Origin of the sequence: Halorubrum sp. Hd13 (genome assembly GCF_002252755.1) — an archaeon.
In the GTDB taxonomy this organism is placed as follows: Archaea; Halobacteriota; Halobacteria; order Halobacteriales; family Haloferacaceae; genus Halorubrum.
Map to the genome: position 1 here is coordinate 57,177 of NZ_NHOY01000020.1, position 18,910 is coordinate 76,086.

The following is an 18,910-nucleotide window of genomic DNA, read 5'->3' on the forward strand; positions in this document are numbered from 1 at the left end:
CGTCTCTCGGCTCCCTCGTCCCTCGACTGGCCGCGGCGCGGCCCCGGCCGACGGTTCCGCGAGCCACACGCCCAAGTACCCGCTCGCCCGAGACTCACGCGTGTACCGACGAGACCTCAGAGACGCCGACTACGACGGCCTCCTCGCCGACATGGCCGTCGCGGACCGCGTCGTGCAGGCCGCTGTCGGCCCGGACGGCCGGATCGCCTACGCGAAGAACCGCGAACTGACCACCGACCTCTGGCTGGCGACCGACGGCGGCGACGTCCGACTCACCAGCGAGGGCGTCTCCGCCATGCGCTACGGCCGGACCGACGCGCGGTGGCTCGACTGGAGCCCCGACGGCGACCGGATCGCCTTCGTCACCGCGGACGCCGAACTGGCGACCGTCGACGCCGACACCGGCGCGGTCGACGTGCTCACGGACCTGTCGGGCGGCATTTCAGGCCTCGCGTGGGGCGAGCCCGGCATCGCCGTCGTCACGGACGGCTTCTCGCGGGCGAGCCTCGCGGTCGTCTCGCCGGACGGCGACCGCGTCGAGGCGATCGCGAACGACGAGTACCTCTACGCCGACCCCCACTGGCAGGGCGACACCGTCGTCGCGACCCGATCGCGACACGCCGACCTGTTCGACTACGAGGCCGCGCTCGTCCGCGTCCCCCTCTCCCCCGCCGGCGAGAGTGAGGGCGACGAGGAGGGGGTCACGGAGCTGTTCGCCGAGCCGGGCGTCCGGGCGGCCTGCCCGCGCCCGCGCCCCGGCGACGACGGGGCGGTCGCGTTCGTCCACGACGGGAGCGGGTACGACGCGGTGTACGGAATCGACGGCGTCGCCGGAGGCGACCACGGCGGCGGTGACGCCGAGGGCGGCTCGCCGATCCCGATCTACGGCGTCTCGGAGACGGAAGTCGCGGCGCCCGAGTGGAACGACGCGGGCGACCGGCTCGCCGCGACCGCCACGAGCGGCGGTCGAACTCACGTCCACGCGGTCGACGTCGACGGACCGCTCGCGGACGCCGGCCTCGGAACGGAGGTCGATCCCGCGGACGCCGAGGACGCGATCGCGCTCGCGACGGGCGACGCGATCCACGGCGCGCCTCGGTGGGACGGCGACCGGGTGATCTCGGTTCGAGAGACGCCGACCGACCCCCCGGCCGTCGTCGACGCGGCGACCGGGAAGCGGCTCACGCCGGCGGCGACGGCGGGGTTCGGGGCGCGGCTCCCCGAGCCGGAGGCGTTCACATACGACTCGGCCGGGACCGAGGTCCACGCGGTGGTCCACCCGCCGGAGTCGGGCGCCGAGAGCGGGTCAGACGCCGAGAGCGGGTCAGACGCCGAGAGCGGGTCAGACGCCGAGCCTGACACGGTCCCGCTCCTCGTGAAGCCGCACGGCGGCCCCACCGCCTTCGACGGCTTCGGGTTCGACCACCGCGCGGCCTACTTCGCGGCGCTCGGCTACGCGGTCGTCCGCCCGAACTACCGCGGCTCCGACGGCTTCGGCCGGGCGTTCCGGATGGCGAACGACGGCGACTGGGGCGGCGGCGACCTCGACGACGTCGTCCGGGCCGCGGACGCGACGGCGACGCGGTACGACGCCGTCGACGGCGACCGCGTCGGGATCTTCGGCGGCTCCGGCGGCGGGCTGATGACCGTGAACGCGCTGGGTAACAGCGACCGGTTCCGCGCCGGCGCCGCCTTCTACGGCGTGTACGACTACGAGACGTTCGTCGACGACACCGACGACGTGGGCTGGCAGCTCCTCAAGCGGGAGCTCGGCGACTTCGTCTCCGACCTCGACGCCTACCGCGACGCGAGCCCGATCCGGACCGTGCCCGACATCGACGACCCGCTCATGGTGCTCCACGGCGAGGAGGACGCCCGCGTCCCGATCAGCCAGTCGGAGCAGCTGGTCGAGGAACTGGAGCGGCACGACGTCCGCCACGAGCTCCGCCGGTACGAGGGCGAACCGCACGGCTTCGGGGAGCGAGCGCACGTCCTCGACGCGTACACGCGGGTCGCGGACCTGTTCGCGAAGTACTTGCAAGAGCTCCCGGACGACGGGAGCAGTCGGCCGTACGAGCCGCCGGAGTAGCTCGCGGCGCGGCTCCGCTACCGCTCGCGACGCGGTCCCTCAGTCTGCGACGCGGCCTCAGTCCGCGATGCTCGGCGTCCCGAGGTACTCCTCGTTGATCTCGTACTCGCCCTCCTCGTTCTCGACCAAGTACTCGCCGTAGTAGGGGACGCGGTTGGCGACGACGGCCTCGAACGTCTCCGCGATCTCCTCGCGCGTCATCTCGCCCATCGACCGGAGGTCGTCGTTGCGGTTGAGACACCCCTTCAGATACCCCTCGTGGGTGACGCGGACGCGGCCGCAGTTGGCGCAGAACTCCTCGTTCTCCACGGGGTCGACGATCTCGACCATCCCGCCGCCCTCGCCGTCCGCGTCCTCGCCGACGAAGTAGCGCTTGCGGTCGTGCATCTCGCGGTGCTCGATCCGGTCCGCCTCCTCGGCGAGCCAGTCGTGGACGCGCCCGATGTCGATGTTCCACTCCGGCTTCCCGGTGAGCTCCGGCATGTACTCGATGAGCTGGAGCTGGAGCCCCTCGTTGTCGGCGACGTGGTCGACCATCTCCTCGACGTAGCCCGCGGTGTGCGTGAACACGACCATGTTCAGCTTCACGGGGTCGAGCCCCGCGTCGACGGCGGCCTTGACGCCCTCCAGCACCCGCTCGTAGGCGCCGGACTTCGTCACCTCCGCGAAGTCGTCGGGGTCGAGCGCGTCCTGCGAGACGTTCACGCGGCTGAGCCCGGCCGCCTTCAGGTCCTCGGCGCGGCCCGGCAGGAAGGTGCCGTTCGTCGTCATCGACACCTCCATCGAGTCGGGCGTGCGCTCGACGATCTCCTCGAGGTCCTGGCGGAGCATCGGCTCGCCGCCGGTGAACTTCACGGAGTCGACGCCGTACCCCTCCGCGACCTCCAGGAAGCGGACCACGTCGTCGGTGCTCATCTCGTCGTCGCTCGGCTCCATCGGCCCCCGCGTATCGCCCAACCCCTCGTTGTGACAGTAGACGCAGTCGAAGTTACACCGGTCGGTGAGCGAGACCCGGACCCCCGTCACCTCCCGTCCGAAGTCGTCCGCGAGCGGCTCGGTCATGTCCGAACCGTGCGGCTATGATCGCTTAAATATCAGGGTCGTTCACGGGTTCAGGTAATCACCAACGGTTACGTTTTCGGCGGAACCGCCGACGATCGGGACCGGATCCGGGCCGAGGGCCGATCAGAGTTCGACGCGCAGCCCGTCGCTCGCGACGTCGACCTCGCCGTCGAACCCCGCCTCGCGGACGCTCCGAGCCATCTCGCGCTCTCGACCGCCCGTGTGCGGGTAGAGGTGCGACAGGAGCAGGGTGTCGACGTCGACGCCCGCGAGCGACGCGCCCAGCTCCGCGGGGTTCGGGTGGTTCGACACGTCGGTGCCGTCGGGGAACGAGCAGTCGTGGACGAGGAGGTCGCTCCCGTCGGCGAACGCCGCCATCCCCGCGAACGCCTCCGTGTCGCCGGAGAGCGCGAGCGGGCCGGCGGCGGGATCCGTGTCGGAACTCGGCGGCGAGAACCGATAGGCCAGCCCGTCCATCGAGTGGCGCGTCTCGCGGGCGGCGACGTCGAACCCGGCCGCCGCGAACGGGCGCGCCGCAGACACCTCCCGGACCGCGAGGTCGACCCGTCCGTCGAGGTAGTCGTGGACGTCGAGGAGTCCGTCGACGAGCGACTTCGTCCCTGTCGGGCCGACCACTTCGAGGTGTTCGGCGCCCGCCAGCCACCGGGCCTTCAGCAGGGGGAGGAGGGCGGAGACGTGGTCGAGGTGGTGATGCGTGAGGAGGACGGTCGAGACCCCCTCGTAGCCGGTCTCGGTGCCCGCGAGCCGCTGGAGGACGCCGCTGCCGCAGTCGACGAGGAGGGAGCGGTCGCCGTCGTCGAGGAGGTAGCCCGCCTGCGCGCGGTCGGGGACCGGCATCGCGCTGCCGGAGCCGAGGACGGTGAGCTCCATCAGCCGAGCGCCCCCGCTCCGTCGGCCCCGCGTTCGTGCGGCGGTCGCCCCCCGGTTCCGGAGCCGCGCGGCGGTCCGCTCCCGGTTTCGGAGCCGCGCGCCGGTCGCCTCCCGGTTCGGTGTCGGCGTCTCTCGCGGCACATCGTGGCTAACCGACGGTGACAGGCACGGTTAACTGTGTTGCGACGTCGGTCTCCGACCGACTCCGGGTCGGCTCGGCACCGACCGGACGGCGACCGGGTCTGTCGATCGGCCACCATTCCGCGGAACCGTTATGTAGGCCGACCGAAAGGGTCGGGGTATGCCAACGCACGTCGCGGTCGTCGGCGCGTACGGGAGCGCCGGTGTCGCCGCCGCCGAGCGGCTCGCGGACGCCCCGGACGTCGAGCTGACGCTGATCGACGACGGCGACCCCGGCGGGGGGCTCTGTATCCTCCGCGGCTGTATGCCCTCGAAGGAGGTGCTGTCGGCGGCCGAACACCGGTTCGCGGCGCGACACGACGACCGCCTCTCCGGCCCGCTCCCGGACGTCGATCTCGAAGCGGTCGTGGCGCGGAAGAACGAGCACACGTCGAGCTTCGCCGCTCACCGCCGCGCCGCCGTCGAGGAGCTCGCGGAGCGGGACGGGGTCGCGTTCCACCGCGAGGCCGCGCGGTTCGTCGGCGACCGCCGCCTCGCGGTCGGCGACCGGACCATCGATCCCGACTACGTCGTGATCGCGACCGGCTCGACGGTGAACCTCCCGTCGCTGCCCGGGATCGACGACGTCGAGGTGACGACGAGCGCGGACGTGCTCGACGCGGCGGCCTTCGGCGACTCCGGCGTCGTCATGGGGTTCGGCTACGTCGGCATGGAGCTGGTGCCATACCTCAGCGAGGCGGCGGGGATGGACCTCACGGTGATCGAGCACGACGCCCGCCCGCTCGACGAGGCCGACGCACCATTCGGCGACGCGCTGCTCGACTACTACCGGGACGCGTTCGACGTCGACGTGCTCACGCACGCGAGGGAGCGGCGCGTCGAGCCGACCGACTCCGGCGGCGTCAGGCTCCGCGTCGATCGCGACGGCGAGGAGACCGCGGTCGAGGCCGACCAGCTGTTCGCGTTCACTGGTCGCCGCCCGGCGCTCGACCGGCTCGGTCTGGAGGAGACGCGCCTCGACCCGGGGCGGGGGTGGGTCGACGACGCGATGCGGGTCCGCGACGACGACCGCGTCTTCGTCGTCGGCGACGCCAACGGGAAAGAGCAGATCCTCCACGTCGCCAAGGAACAGGGGGCGACGGCGGCAGAGAACGTCCTGCGGCACCGCGACGGCGACCCGCTCGTCGACTACGAGAACGTCCACCACCACGTCGTGTTCTCCGGGCTCGGCGTGCTCCCGTTCGCCCGCGTCGGGCACTCGGCGGCGTCGGCCGAGGCGGCCGGCCTCGACCACCGCGTCGTCACCCGCGAGGCGGCGGACGACGGCGTGTTCAAGACGAAGAACGTCCCGGAGGGGCTCGCCCGGCTCGTCGTCGGCGCCGACGGGGCGGTCCTCGGGTACCAGGGGCTGCACTACCACGCCGACGCGATGGCGAAGACGATGCAGGTGATAATCGAGACCGGGACGGACGTCCGAGACGTGCCCGACCGCGCGTACCACCCCACCACGCCGGAGATCCTCGACGGCCTCCTCCGGGAGGCGGCGGCGACGCTCGCGGAGTAGCGGCCGCCAGGCTCCCCGGTCCCGCGCCGTCGGCCGCCGCCGGACTCCCGCGCCGCCTACTTGATCAGGAACACCGGGACGCTCGCGTCGTCGGCGACGCGGTCGGAGACGCTGCCGAGCGACCGGATCCGCTCGCGCGGCGACTTCCCCTCCGGGCTCATCACGATCACGTCGATCCCGTTCTCGTCGGCGTAGGAGACGATCTCCGTGTCGGGCGTTCCCCGGAGGACGCTCGTCTCGACGGCGAGTCCATCTCCCTCGGCGCGCTCGGCGACCGCGGCGACCGCGTCCTCGCCCTGCGCTTCCAGGTCCTCGACGATCTCGTCGTGGAGGTCGCCGGAGTTCGCGGTCGCGATCCGCCGGTCGACGACGTACAACGCGTGGACCGTCGCGTCGTGGTCGCTCGCCAGCCGCAGGGCGTGATCGAGCGCGCGGTCGACCGCCTCGCTGCCGTCGGTCGGCACCAGGATATCGTCGTACATACGCGACGGTTCGACGGGCGCCACAATAACGATGGGGTCTCGGATCCGGAGCGGCGGTCATATCGACCGGGCCTCGACGGTGGCCGCGGTCCGGAGCCGCGCGTCACCGATAGCGGGGCCACCGAAATAATTAAGCAGACTGTTAATTTATCAGTTAGATATTATATAATACATATAGCGCTGTTCCGACCGCCCCGCTTCGCGCCGGAGTCGGCGCCCGTGACGGCGACGTGCAACGCGGGGTCACGGAGCCCAGTCGCCGGGGCGGACCGCGGCTTCCACCCGACGTTTCCCGCGGAGTTCGGAACGGACCGTTTCGGCAGTCACTCGAGTAATTGACGCATAACGCGCGTTTAGGCCGATACATCGCCGAATTCGCATCGACGGCGGCGTCCGACCGATCCAGCGGCCCGTCGATGCGATTCTGACTTCTACCGGCCGCGACACGCTCTCGACGCGTTCGGTCCGCGGGCTGTCGGTCGGCGCTCCGGAGCCGACCGCGAACGGGTGACCGACTGGCCGATCGACGAAATATAAAAAGTAATGATAGTATATAAGTCTGATACGATGTCGTGTAGCGGCGATTCCCGACCCCGACAGCGCGCACGGACCCTCTCGCTCAGCGACGTCCCGTTCGACCCGGTCGCTATCTCCGGCGAGGCGGCCGGTTCCGGGTCCGCGTACACGGAGCCGTACCGCTTCGTTCCTCGCGCCCACTCGGAACGGTGCCGGTCCAGAGCTACGGCCTGACACGGATAAGTTGTTGGAGTACGGTACTCCGAACGGGGAGCCGGGTCAATCTTCTTTACGCCTTCGAGCCAAAGACGGGCCGCATGCTGCCGAGCACGTTATTCAGTGGCATCGATCCGGGGTGGGTGGCGCTCCTCTCTCCGGAGCTCGCGAGCCGCGCACAGTTCGGCTGGACCATCTCCGTTCACATCATTTTCGCGTCTCTCTCGATCGGTCTCGCGCCGTTTATTATCTATTTCACTTGGAAGGACGTGCGGACGGACGACGAGCGGTTCGCGCGACTGCGCTCGTTCTGGGTGAAGGTGTTCGCCGTCGGCTTCGTTATGGGGACGGTCACCGGGATCCCGATGAGCTTTCAGTTCGGGACGAACTTCCCGCAGTTCTCGGCGGTGGCCGGAGAGCTCATCGGCGGTCCGCTGGCCTTCGAGGCGAAGATGGCCTTCTTCCTCGAGGCCGTGTTCCTCGGCGTGCTGCTGTACGGCCGCGAGCGCGTCCGGGACGGGACGTACGTCCTCTCGTCGGTGCTCGTCGGCGTCGGCGCGTGGCTGTCGGGGTTCTGGATCCTGATCGTCAACGCGTGGATGCAGACGCCGAGGGGATACGAAATGGTCTCCCGGAACGGGATGGAGGTCGCCAGGCTCACGGACCCGAGCGCCGCGTTCCTCACCCCGCGCATGCCTTGGATGTACGTTCACATGATCAACGCGTCGCTGATCGCGGTCGCGCTACTGGTCGCGGGCGTCTCGGCGTACATCGTCTGGAAGACCCGCGAGTCGGCGGCGTGGAACACCGCGCTGAAGCTCGCCGTGGTGATCCTGCTCGTCACTGCGCCGGTGCAGGCCGTCCACGGCGACGCCTACGCCCGTCACGTCGAGGACACGCAGCCGCAGAAGTTCGCGGCCATGGAGGCCCACTACGAGACGGACGAGGCCGACTTGCACCTGCTGGCGTTCCCGAGCGAGGTCGACGCGCTCACCGACCCCCGCGCCGAGAACCTCGTCACGGTGAGCCTGCCCAGAGTCGGGTCGTTCCTCGCCAGCGGGGGCGACTTCGACGCCGAGGTGACCGGGTTGAACGAGTACGAGGAGAACCCGCCCGTCGCGCTCGTGTTCTGGTCGTTCCGCGCGATGGTCGGACTCGGCTTCCTGTTCATCGCGCTGGCGCTGTGGGGCGGCTACCTCACGTACGGCGGGCGGCTCTCCGACAGCGACCGCTACCTGAAGGCGATGGTCGCGGCGTCGCCGCTCGGATACGCCGCCCTGCTCACGGGCTGGTACGTCACCGAGATCGGCCGCCAGCCGTGGGTCATTCAGGGCGAACTCAGAACCGGTGAGGCGGTCTCCTCGACGCTGACCGGGGCGGAGGCGACCCTCACGCTGGCCGCGTTCGTCGTCGTCTACGTCGGGCTGGTGACGACGGCGCTGTACGTCCTGAAGTGGCTGATCCAAGACGAACTCCGAGCGCTCGGCGTGAACGAGCCGAGCGGCGACCGCTGGCGCGGTCCGCTCCCGGAGGTGAGCGACGATGACTGAGTCGCTGCTGCCGGTCGACGCCTATCTCGTCGCGTCGCTGCCGGAGATCTGGTTCGCCGCCGTCATGTTCGCGCTGGGGATGTACGTCGTCCTCGACGGGTTCGACTTCGGCATCGGGATGCTGTACGCGACGCGGACGACCGAACACGAGCGAGAGACGTTCCTGGCGGCGTTCGGTCCGGTCTGGGACGCCAACGAGGTGTGGCTGATCGCCTTCGCGACGATGCTGCTGGCGGCGTTCCCGCGCGTGTACTCCGCGCTGTTGGCCGACCACAATCTGCTCGCGATCGGGCTCGTCTTCGCGCTGCTGTTCCGGGGACTCGGTCCGGAGCTACGCGAACAGCGCGACGACGAGCGGTGGGAGCGGTACTGCGACTACGCGTTCGTCGGCGGCAGCGCCACCGCACCGCTGCTGTTCGGGATGCTCGCGGGTCGTTGGGCGTTCGACGTCGCGACGCTGTCGCTTCCGGCACTGCTCACCGGCGTCGACCTCGTCGCGGTCTCGATCGTCACGGGAGCGGCGTTCCTCGCGGCGAAAAGCGACCCGGACGTGGCGTCGGAACTGCGGGGGTACGGAACCGCCGCGACGCTGGCGTACCTCGGCGGGACGGTCGCGCTGCTGGCTTCCGTCGTCGCGACCGACGCGGGCGGCGCCGCCGAGGCGATCCGCTCGCCGCTCGCGGTGGCGGTCGTCGCCCTTTCGATCGCCGCGGGGCTGGCCGGGACCGTTCTGGCCAGACGCGGCGCGTACCGCGCCTGGCTGGCGAGCGCGCTGACGCTTCCCGCGCTGTTGAGCGTGCTGCTCGCGCTCCTGCTGTACCCGACGCTCTACCCGTCGACCGGGCTGAGCGTCAGGGGAGCGGTCGTCTCGCCGCTGGCGCTGAACCTCGTGACCGTCCTCGGGTTCCCCGTGTTGCTACTGGTGTTATGGTACTTCAAATTCCTCTACGGCGTGTTCAGCGGCCCCGTCGACGCCGAGGGGTACGGGAGCTGACCCGTCAATCGTCGACCGCGGGACCCCGACGCGGGATCCCGCTCGCTTCGGCGCGCGGAACGCCTCAGAGCGAGACCGTCTCTGACACCTTCCACCCGCCGTTCCGCCAGATAGCGTGGCCCTCGACGCCGTCGCCGCCGACGTGGTACCCCCGGTCGTACTCGCAGGCGCCGTCGACGGCGGTGAGGTCCGTCGGCAGGATGACGCCGTGAGACCGCGCTCGGGCGTTGCCGTTTCGCGTCGGGTCGCGGGCGAAGAGGTCGGTCTCCTCGAGGTGGTGCGAGGCGGCGTACACGTCGGCGTCGACGCACCCGAACGTCGCGACGAAGCCGTCGCCGTAGCGCCGCCCGACGCAGTCCCGGACCGTCAGCTTCTCCGAGTCGTGGACGTTGACGGCGCGCTGGACGCGGTCGTGACCGTGCTCGGCCCCGCGGGGGTTGATCCCGTGGAAGTACGTGTTCTCGACCGTGAGGCCGTCGGCCCGCTTGGCGTACACCTCGACGGGGAAGTCGTTGCCGCGGGCGTTCCCCTCGACGTACGCGCCGGAGACGAGGGTCGCGTTCCCGCCCCGCGTCTCGACGCCGTAATCGTAGTTGAGCTGGCTCGTGCCGCCGACCATCTTACAGGCGGCGCCGCGGAACCGGACCCCCGCCCCGCGGTTCGCGGTGAACCGGCACCCCCAGAGGGTCGTCCCGTGCGGCGCCGCCGAGCGGTCGGTCCTGATCCCGTCGCCGCCGCAGTTCCACGCTTGCACGTTGTACCAGTTCGTGCCGAAGGTGCCGGAGTCCGGGTGACCGTCGACGAGGACGGCGTGGTCGGCGGTCCGATAGAAGGTGAGGTTCTCGAACGAGGCGAACGGCGCGGCGCGGAGCCGCAGACCGATTCCGCCGCCGACGACCTTGAGGTCCTTGACGAGCGGGTTGTTCTGGTAGTCGCCGCTTCCGGCGCCGACGACCTCCAACACCGTCTCGTCCGTCTCGCCGGCGTCGATGACCGACGCCGAGGGGTGCCCCCCACAGAGGGTGACCTGTTTCTCGCGGCAGTCGAGTTCGATCGGGAATGACTCGCCCGCCTCGGCGGCGTCGTACGAGGAGTGAACGTAGACGGTGTCGCCGTCGTCGGCGTCCGCCCACGCCTCCGCGACCGTCCCGTAGCCGTCCGCGCCGACGAGGCGCCGGCCGCCGATGTCGTAGTCGCTCGCCGTGGTCTTCCCGGCCTTCTTTTCGAAGCCCCCCGTTCCGTCTCCGACTGCGGCGGTGGCGGTTCCGGAAGAGCCGATGAGGCCTGTCGCACCGGCGATTTTCATGAACGAGCGTCGCGGCAGACCCTCTGCCACAGTATCCTGCGGAGTAGATTGTGATTCTGACACAGAAATATTGAACCGACCGAGAAACTTCAATATTTTATAACGTTAGCGTAAGCGGTCGTCTTACCCCCGAGTAAGGACGATGGCCGTTTCACACGGCCCGCACACGGGCAAGGTCGGCGCAGTGAGATACCGCAGACGGGGGGAGAATTCAACACCAGTCTCGGTCGCTCAGCGATATCGACCAGTTCGTGGGGTCGTCGAGCCGGGCGCCGTCGACCGTCCAATCCTCCTCACGGAGGTCCCCGCCCTTGCGGTCCTGCGGGCCGATCGGGCGGACGACAAGCGTCGCCGGGCGGCTCATTCGGGACAGCGGGAACGCGTCGTCGCTGTGGAAGCCGAACGCAGCCCGCACCTCGGGCGGAAGCCGCTCCGTCGCACAGACGACGGTTGTCGCCGTCGCCCGGTCCGCGAGCACTCGATCGGCAAGCCTCGCGATGACGGACGGGTCCGCACCGGACTGCGGAGTCACGTCTGTGAACTGTACGGTCGTCCCCCGCGCAGTCTTCCGAGATCCGACGACGAACCCGGCGACGTAGTCGCCGTTTCGACGGGCGAGGTAGGCGTCGTAGTCCCATTCGGGATTCTCGAACCGCCACTCGTAGAAGGTCTTCGTCTTGGCGGGTCGAAACGTTCCGTTATACGTGTGATCGTCGATGCTTGCCAGTTCCTCCGCGGGTAGTGTGGAGCGCCGCTCGATGGCCACGTCCGACGGCGCTTCACCCGTCCGGGCCACTCGTCGACGAACCCAGTGGTACGCGGCCGCACTACGGTTCGCTGTCGCTCCGACTAGCCGGTCGACGACCGCAGGAAGGCGTCCCGCCACGTACCGCTCGGGTCGCTGAATTCGGTACGCCGTCGGGCTGCTTCCCACGACCCGCCACCCGAGCTTCAGGTTCCCCGACATCGAGTTGGCGTTTGGATAGTTGAAAAAAAACGGCACGTCCGATCCCCGGTACCCGTCGATCGCCGCTTCCGTCATCCGTGTGAATAGTCCGCACCGACGGTGGTCCGGGTGGACCATCGTGTCGCACGGCTGGAGGATCGGAACCCGGCCCGATCCGGTCTCCATTTCGAGCGCGAAGAACGACCGCGCACCGACGATCTCGCCTCCCGTTTCGGCGACGACGATCGGGACGTCGTCCACGTACGGGTTTCGCTCGTACTTCCAGGCAAACCACTCGGAGCCGGGGGCACCGTCGAAGACGGTCGCGAACAGGTCGAGGTATGCCTCCCGGTCCGTCGGTCTGTAACCCCTGATCGCGTACTCGCCGCTCATCGTCAGTCGTTGTCGGTTCGGTCGGTTACCCGTCCCGCGCCGGCTTTAGTGGCGGTTGTCGCGGGCCCCGAATCGGTCTCTGCGGAGATCGGCTGACCGCCACGGACGCGTCTCGAAACATCACCCATCGTTTCAACGCGGAGATCGGTCGAATCGACCCGGTCACGGAGATGCTCGAGTACCGGGCGCAACCGCCCGCCGTCGCCGTCTGCCTCAAAATCGTGAGGGTGGAACCACAGGTGGAACACGCCGTCTGATGCGGCCGCGGCGTCGATCCCGCGTTTCGCCTTCGCGACGACCGGATCCCGACTCACGGCCGTAACGGCGCTTCGCGCCGAGCCCTCGAACCCGTAGAGGAACAGCGACGCAGGCACGTTCACGAGTCCGTATTCGTCCACGGAGGGCGTGACGATCGGGGGTGTTCCCGCCCAAGCGACCGCGTCGCGGAGCTTCCCGAGACGCCGACGGAGGACCGTCTGGCTGGCGATCCGAGGGTTCGGTCCGCGGTAGCAGTCGAAGCCGTTTTCGGCGAGTCGCCGCCGATGGCCCACCCGGTTGACCGGGTAGACGAACGACGTGGGCGCGCTCCCCGAATCGCGCAACGCGGCCGCGCTCTCGGCGAACTCGCTGTCGGCGCTGGACTCGGTCATCCCGTCGCGGTCGAACCGCCAGTGGGTGAACCCGTGGCTTCCGATCTCGTGGTCGACGCTCGCCAATCGAACGGCGTCCACGAGGTCGGGGGCGAACCAGACCTCCTTCGGCGGGACGCCGTCGACCGACTGATCACAGCAGCGCTCTCCGGAAGGGTGATCGGAGTGCGGCCGATCGCAGTCGCTCAACGCCAAGTGGCCGACGATCGACCACGTCGCTCGGACGTCGAACTCCGCAAACAGGTCGAGGAGTCGGTACCAATTGGAGCGGCCTTCCCGAACGAACTCCCCGGACGGCACGTTACTGTGGCGCCCCCAGCCCAACTCGCAGTCGAGAGAAATGACGACGGATCCGGTCATGAGGTTCCCTCCGCTTCCCGCCGTGTTTATTATGGTTCGGGTAAGGATCAGTCACGACGGAACCTCCGCAGAGATGTGGTACCAGCGTCCCCGCCGCACAGAGGTTTGTTACCAGCGACCCCGCCGTCTGGTCGACCGCGTCGCCTCTCTCACTCCCACCGCTCCGTGCGTTTCGGCTCCCGACACCCGTGACGACTGTATCGTAGCCGTTCGGCGCTGCTGATCGGTGTATCGTACCCTTCGGCGCTGCTGATCGGTGCGACACTCAACGCCATCTCGGGAGCGATGTCGACATCGACTTTGTCACCGGGTAATAAACACCTCTCCCTCCCTCCACTGACTAATTAATGACCGCTCAGGAACACGCGGGCGCCCGCGTTCGGCTCGCCGACGCCGAGCCCTCGGACGGGGACCGCTGGTCCCTCTTCGTCGGCGGCGACACCATCGTCGAGGAGAGTTTCGCGGACCGCCCCGTCGGCCCCTCGCTCCGGCGTCGGATGCGGGACGCCGATCTGACCGTGCTCAACCTGGAGGGGGCGATCGAGGGGGCCGGCGATCCGCTGACGAAGTCGGGCGCGATCAAGCGCACCGACCGCCGGACGCCCGCGGTGCTGGCGGCGGCCGGCGTCGACGCGGTATCGCTCGCGAACAACCACGCCGCGGACCTCGGTCGAGACGGGGTGCTCGAAACGGCGTCGGCGCTTCGCGACGCCGGCGTCGCGGTCTGCGGCGCGGGCACCGACGCCGAGGACGCGCTGTCGCCCCACCGGGAACGCGTCGCGAACGGGTCGGTCGACGTGGCGCTGTTCGGCGTCTGCGAGCGGGAGTTCGGCGTCGCCGACGCGGACGACCCCGGCGCGGCGTGGGTCGGTCACCCGGACGCCCGGCGGCGCGTGGCGGCGACGGCGGACGCGGCCGACGCGACGCTGCTCGTCTCCCACGGCGGGACCGAGTACGTCCCGTTCCCGCCGGTGGAGCGGCGACGACGGCTCCGCCGCTTCGTCGACGACGGCGTCGACGCCGTCGTCGGCCACCATCCCCACGTCCCTCAGGGATGGGAGGAGGCGGACGGGACGCCGGTGTTCTACAGCCTCGGGAACTTCCTGTTCGAACAGCGGCGGCGGCCGAGCACCCGCGAGGGGCTCGCGGTCGAACTCGCGTTCGCGGGCGACACGCCGGTGTCGGCCGACCTCGTGCCGGTCGAGTTCGCCGACGGCCGAGTTCGGGAGATACCGGAGGGCGAGCGCAGGGACGCGCTGCTCGGTCGCGTCCACCGCCTCGGGCGACTCACCGCCGAGGACCTGGAGGCGCACTGGCAGGAGGTCGCCGATCGGGTGTTCCTCCAGCGGTACGCGGGTTGGCTCCGCGAGATCGGGGGCGGAGACCCGGTGAAGGGGCTGTGCAATCCCGGCGATCACCTGCGGAAAGGAGGGCTGTGGGAGGCGGGCGGCCGGGAGTCCGAACTGCTCGTCCTGCTCAACCTGATCCGGAACGAGTCGCACCGCGCCGTCGTCGAGACCGCCCTGGAGCTCCGGACCGGGATCGCGACCGATCGCCGCACTCCGGACGCGATCGAACGGACGCGGGAGCTCCTCGAGGAGACGGAGGACAGGCCGGTCGTCGATCCCCCGTCGAAGTCGCGGCTCAGGGCGGAAGCGCTGGTGAGCCGTCTCGTCGGAGACCTGCCGGGGATCTCCCGTCGTTCGGCCGGCGACGGGGCCTGAGCCGACCGGAACTGAGCCGACGCGGAGTCGGGGTGGTCAGTCCACGACCCGCTCGACGAGCGAGGTGGCCCGGGCACCGACGGGGTCCGGAAGCCCGGCGACGCCGCGTTTCACCTCGTCGAGCGTGACCAGCCGCGTCGCGATCGCGACCGCGACGTAGACGACGAACCCGGTCGGCGGCACGAGCGCGAGCGTCGGGAGGGTCCCCGCTATCGCGTTCGCGAGCGGGTGGATGACCGCCCCGGTCGCGCCGGCCGCGACGGCCACGCGCCCGAGCCGGAGATCCGACAGCGGTCGGTAGCCGAGTCGGCGGGCGCCGGCCACGTGGAACAGCGGGAGCGACCCGTAGCCGACCGACGTGGCGATCGCGGCCCCCTCGATACCGTAGGTCGGGATCAGGAGCGCGTTGAGCGCGACGTTGATCAGCGCCGACAGCCCCGTCGCGGCGATCATCACGCGGAGGTCGCCCTTCGCGTGGCTGACGGCGAGGATCGGGCGAGCGATCGCGAAGCCGATCGTTCCGGGCAACAACAGGAGCAGCGGCGGGACGGACGCGACGTACGCGGGACCGGCGTACAGCGGGACGACGTCCCGCGCGAGAACCGCTAACCCGACGGCGAGGAGCATCGTGAGCACCAGCGTGTACCTCGTGATCGCGCTCGACAGCCGAGTCACCTGTTCGGTCTTCCCCTCCGCCCACAGGTTCGACGTCGACTGGATGATCACCGACTGGAGCGCCCGGGGGACGAACCAGAGGAACTCGGCGATCACGAGGGCGATCTTGTAGTAGCCGACCTGTGCGCTCGCGGTGAACCGCTCCAACATCAACACGTCGACGTGGTACAGCGACGTGAGGAGGAAGATGTACGCCACCGAGAGGTGGTTGAAACTGAGGAGCCTCGACCGCGGGAACGACGCCGGCGTCGGCGTGAACACGCTCGCGAGCGAGAGCCGTTTCGAGATGAAGTACAGCGACAGCGCGATCTCGATGACGCGGGCGACGAGGTGCCCGAGCAGCACCCCGAGCACGCCGTAGTCGAAGTAGACGAAGGCGACCGCGAACGCGCCGAACGACACCTTGTGCACGACGCCGATCGGCTCGGAGACGTGCTCCAGTTTGAGCCCCATCAACACCCGGCGCGCGTACTCGCCGAACTGCGAGGTGAACACGAGGAGACCGAGCACGGAGGCGTAGCCCGCGAACTCCTCGCCGAGCGCGGCGTCGACGAGTCCGATCTGCGCCGCGCCCACCAGCAGCGCCGATCCGAGGAACGCGAACAGGGCCGCGAATCGGAAGTAGAAGCCGAACACGTGGTCTTTCCACCCGTCGACGTCGCGCTCCTCGGAGATGAACTTCCGCGTCCCGCTGTTGACCCCGGAGCTGACGAGTATCATCAGCAGCCCGAACATCGCCATCAGCGTCGCGTACTGCCCGTAGGCGTCCTCCCCGAGAAGCCTGACGAGCAGGGGTGTGATGAACACCGCCGCCGCGACGATGACGAACTTCCCACCGACGACCGAGAGGAACGCGGAGGCGAACGTTCGCTTCACGGGGCGCTCTCGCCTCGACTCGTTTCCCCGTCGGCGAGACCGAACCGGCCCAGCGGGCGTCGACGTCGCCCCGCCCGGCTCCCCGCGAACTCGCGCGTGGCGACCGGAATCGCGTCGCGTGGTCGGCTCGGCTCCGCGGCGGCTCCCGGCCTCGTCGCGCCGTTCGCGGGGGAACGACGCCGTCGTCGTCGTGTCGTGCTCACGGCTGGTCGTGTGCTATCCGCCGTCGGGTCTTTCTTACCCGGCTGCTAAGGTGCCCGGTCCGCGATCGCGGATCGGATCGCCGCCCGCCCGTCTGCCGACGCGTCTCCCTCCCGTCGATCGACCGTCGTCCGGTCGGTCGCTCCGTCGTCCGAACGCCGCCCGCTTCCGAACGTCGACTCGAACTTCGCGACGACGAGGTCCTCGATGACGAGGAGGTCCAGTCCCGTGCCGAAGAAGTCCTTGATCGCTTCGATAGGTTCGGTCACGATCGGCTCGCCGTGATCGTTGAACGAGGTGTTGAGCAGCACCGGCGTCCCCGTCAGCTCCTCGAACTCGCGCAGCAAGCGGTGGTATCGGGGGTTCGCGTCCGCGCTCACGGTCTGGGGGCGCGTCGTCCCGTCCGCGGGGTGGAGCGCCGCCGGTATCTCGTCCCGCTTCTCCGGCTCGACGTCGAAGCTCCTGATCATGAACGGCGCCGCGGTCGCGTCCACGAGGTAGTCGTCGGCCGCCTCCTCGACCATCGAGGGGGCGAACGGCCGCCACTCCTCGCGGTGTTTCACGGAGCGGTTCACCCTGTCCCGCGACGCCTCGCTCCGCGGGCTGGCGAGGATGCTCCGGTTTCCGAGCGCCCGCGGGCCGAACTCGAGCCGGCCCTGGAACCACCCCACGATAGCCCCAGACGCGAGCGCCTCGGCGACGGTCCGCTCTAAGTCGTCGGGTCTGGCGTACGCGAGCTTGTTGGTCTCGATCCGTTCCTCGACGGCGTCGACGTCGTACTCGGGCCCCCAGTACGCCGTCTCCATCGGCTCGACGTCGGTCGGATCCCGGTCGATCCAGCCGGCGCCGAGCGCCAGGCCCGCGTCGTTCGAGGCCGGTTGAACGAACACGTCGTCCACCGACGGGAGCTCCATGACCCGCTTGTTCAGCTTGCAGTTGAGCGCGACGCCGCCCGACAGCCCGACCCGGCCGGTGCCGATCCGGCGACAGTACGCGTCGACGAGGTCAGCGACCGTCTCCTCGAGCAGCGCCTGTGCGGTGTGGGCGAGGTCTTTCTCCCACTGATCGAAGTCGGTGGCCTCCGCCTTCGCGGACCGTCCGAACAGCTCCTCGAGCCGCTCGACCCCGTAGTCGGTCCCCCACCGCCCCGTGAGCCCGGTCACGTCGTAGTCGACGCCGGTGTCGATCACGCTCCGGAGCGCCGACTCGATCGCGGGGTTCTCGTTCCCGTACGGCGCGAGCCCCATCACCTTCCCCTCACCGTTGAACATCCGGTAGCCGAGGAACTCGGTGACGACGGCGTAAAACAGGCCCAGGCTGTTCGGGTGGTCGTACGTCCGTACCCGTTCGAGCCCGTCCGGCGTCCCGTGCCAGACGACGGTCGAGTCGTACTCGCCCTTCGCGTCGATGGTGAACACCGCCGCCTCGTCGAACGTCGAGGGGTGGAACGCGCTCGCGGCGTGACACGCGTGATGGGACCGGAGCGACACGGGCGGGACGGGCGTTCCGATCTCCGCGAGGCGGTCGGTGACCTCCGCCTTCGGGAAGTACCGCGCGACCAGTTCCTTTCGGACCGCGTTCGAGAGGTTGTTCAGCTTCTGTATCGCGCCCCCGATCCGGATCGAGTCCCGGAGGTGGTAGCCGAGGATGTTCGATCGGAGCGTCGGGTCGTACGGCAGGACGACCTCGTCGACGTCCGATAGGTCGAGACCGCGGAACTCCAGACACGCCTCGATGGACCGCGAGGGGAAGGTGGCCGTCGCGTGCTTCCGTCTCGTCAGCCGTTCCTCTTCGATCGCGAAGCGGAGCTGACCGTCCTCGAAGAGCGCGGCGCTCGGATCGTGTCGACCGTAGAGGCCGACAGCGGGCTTGAACGAAAGGGTGTACTGCGGCATGTCACGCCCGTCGTCCGCGACACGGTAATTTACCGTGGGGATAAACCCGCGATCTCGGCACCGCCCACCATCGCCGGAGGGCGTCGCGTCGCCGATGGAACGCGCGACCCCGATCGCCCGCGATCAGCGGCCGGCAACGTCGGGGTCGCTCGTCCCCGAGTCGCCGTTTCCCCGACGACCGGCTATCGGAGATCGACCGCCTCGCCGTCCGCGTAGACGGTCGCGCTCCCGTCGACCGAGACGGACTCGACGACTCCCGTGAAAGCGTAAGAGTCGGGCTCGTTGGTGGTGCGGCCGGTGACGGTGCCGTCGTCGGCGATCGCGTCGTAGCCGTTGCGCGTCGCGCCGTGCGCGGTCGACTTCTCGACGTCGCCGTCGA

Annotated in this window: 13 protein-coding genes and 1 pseudogene; 5 read left to right on the top strand and 9 right to left on the bottom strand. The window is 69.6% G+C overall.

Annotation, left to right across the window (positions count from 1 at the left end):
* The first annotated feature begins 100 nt into the window (after nt 1-100).
* Nucleotides 101-2,089: a prolyl oligopeptidase family serine peptidase gene (locus tag DJ81_RS03040; protein WP_094588390.1), complete on the top strand. Its 1,989-nt coding sequence runs from the start codon at nt 101-103 to the stop codon at nt 2,087-2,089.
* A 57-nt stretch (nt 2,090-2,146) separates the two neighbouring features.
* Here DJ81_RS03040 and moaA read toward each other — a convergent pair whose 3' ends face one another.
* Nucleotides 2,147-3,151: a GTP 3',8-cyclase MoaA gene (moaA, locus tag DJ81_RS03045; protein WP_094525740.1), complete on the bottom strand. Its 1,005-nt coding sequence runs from the start codon at nt 3,149-3,151 to the stop codon at nt 2,147-2,149.
* Between the two features lie 123 nt (nt 3,152-3,274).
* Nucleotides 3,275-4,042 (bottom strand): MBL fold metallo-hydrolase, encoded by a 768-nt coding sequence (locus DJ81_RS03050; RefSeq protein WP_094527427.1) that lies wholly within the window; start codon nt 4,040-4,042, stop codon nt 3,275-3,277.
* A 301-nt stretch (nt 4,043-4,343) separates the two neighbouring features.
* Between DJ81_RS03050 and DJ81_RS03055 the strand changes: the two genes are divergently transcribed.
* The gene (locus DJ81_RS03055; RefSeq protein WP_094557816.1) at nt 4,344-5,747 is read left to right on the top strand and encodes an NAD(P)/FAD-dependent oxidoreductase; all 1,404 of its coding nucleotides are present in this window, start codon (nt 4,344-4,346) and stop codon (nt 5,745-5,747) included.
* A gap of 56 nt (nt 5,748-5,803) precedes the next feature.
* Here DJ81_RS03055 and DJ81_RS03060 read toward each other — a convergent pair whose 3' ends face one another.
* Nucleotides 5,804-6,229, bottom strand: a complete 426-nt coding sequence (locus DJ81_RS03060; RefSeq protein WP_094525742.1) for a universal stress protein — start codon at nt 6,227-6,229, stop codon at nt 5,804-5,806.
* A gap of 833 nt (nt 6,230-7,062) precedes the next feature.
* Here DJ81_RS03060 and DJ81_RS03065 point away from each other — a divergent pair.
* Nucleotides 7,063-8,511: a cytochrome ubiquinol oxidase subunit I gene (locus DJ81_RS03065; protein ID WP_094588392.1), complete on the top strand. Its 1,449-nt coding sequence runs from the start codon at nt 7,063-7,065 to the stop codon at nt 8,509-8,511.
* On the top strand, nt 8,504-9,505 hold the full coding sequence (locus tag DJ81_RS03070; RefSeq protein WP_094525744.1) for a cytochrome d ubiquinol oxidase subunit II: 1,002 nt from the start codon (nt 8,504-8,506) through the stop codon (nt 9,503-9,505). The genes DJ81_RS03065 and DJ81_RS03070 overlap by 8 nt, the downstream gene beginning before the upstream one ends.
* Before the next feature lie 64 nt (nt 9,506-9,569).
* Here DJ81_RS03070 and DJ81_RS03075 read toward each other — a convergent pair whose 3' ends face one another.
* The 3 genes from DJ81_RS03075 to DJ81_RS03085 all read right to left on the bottom strand — a co-directional run bounded on the left by DJ81_RS03075 (nt 9,570) and on the right by DJ81_RS03085 (nt 13,160).
* Nucleotides 9,570-10,811 carry a right-handed parallel beta-helix repeat-containing protein gene (locus DJ81_RS03075; protein ID WP_094527379.1) on the bottom strand — a complete coding sequence of 414 codons (1,242 nt, stop codon included), beginning with the start codon at nt 10,809-10,811 and terminating at the stop codon, nt 9,570-9,572.
* A gap of 211 nt (nt 10,812-11,022) precedes the next feature.
* Nucleotides 11,023-12,150, bottom strand: a complete 1,128-nt coding sequence (locus tag DJ81_RS03080; RefSeq protein ID WP_094527380.1) for a GNAT family N-acetyltransferase — start codon at nt 12,148-12,150, stop codon at nt 11,023-11,025.
* Between the two features lie 2 nt (nt 12,151-12,152).
* On the bottom strand, nt 12,153-13,160 hold the full coding sequence (locus tag DJ81_RS03085) for a polysaccharide deacetylase family protein (protein ID WP_094527381.1): 1,008 nt from the start codon (nt 13,158-13,160) through the stop codon (nt 12,153-12,155).
* A gap of 347 nt (nt 13,161-13,507) precedes the next feature.
* On the opposite strand from DJ81_RS03085, the gene DJ81_RS03090 reads away from it, so the two are divergent.
* Nucleotides 13,508-14,884 carry a CapA family protein gene (locus tag DJ81_RS03090; protein ID WP_094525746.1) on the top strand — a complete coding sequence of 459 codons (1,377 nt, stop codon included), beginning with the start codon at nt 13,508-13,510 and terminating at the stop codon, nt 14,882-14,884.
* A gap of 36 nt (nt 14,885-14,920) precedes the next feature.
* Here DJ81_RS03090 and DJ81_RS03095 read toward each other — a convergent pair whose 3' ends face one another.
* The 3 genes and pseudogenes from DJ81_RS03095 to DJ81_RS03105 form a co-directional block, all read right to left on the bottom strand.
* Nucleotides 14,921-16,435, bottom strand: coding sequence for an oligosaccharide flippase family protein (locus DJ81_RS03095; protein ID WP_094588394.1), 1,515 nt, complete (start codon nt 16,433-16,435; stop codon nt 14,921-14,923).
* 248 nt (nt 16,436-16,683) lie between these two features.
* Nucleotides 16,684-18,531 carry a carbamoyltransferase C-terminal domain-containing protein gene (locus tag DJ81_RS03100; RefSeq protein WP_094588396.1) on the bottom strand — a complete coding sequence of 616 codons (1,848 nt, stop codon included), beginning with the start codon at nt 18,529-18,531 and terminating at the stop codon, nt 16,684-16,686.
* 182 nt (nt 18,532-18,713) lie between these two features.
* Nucleotides 18,714-18,910: pseudogene (locus tag DJ81_RS03105) on the bottom strand (right-handed parallel beta-helix repeat-containing protein); the annotation flags it as partial.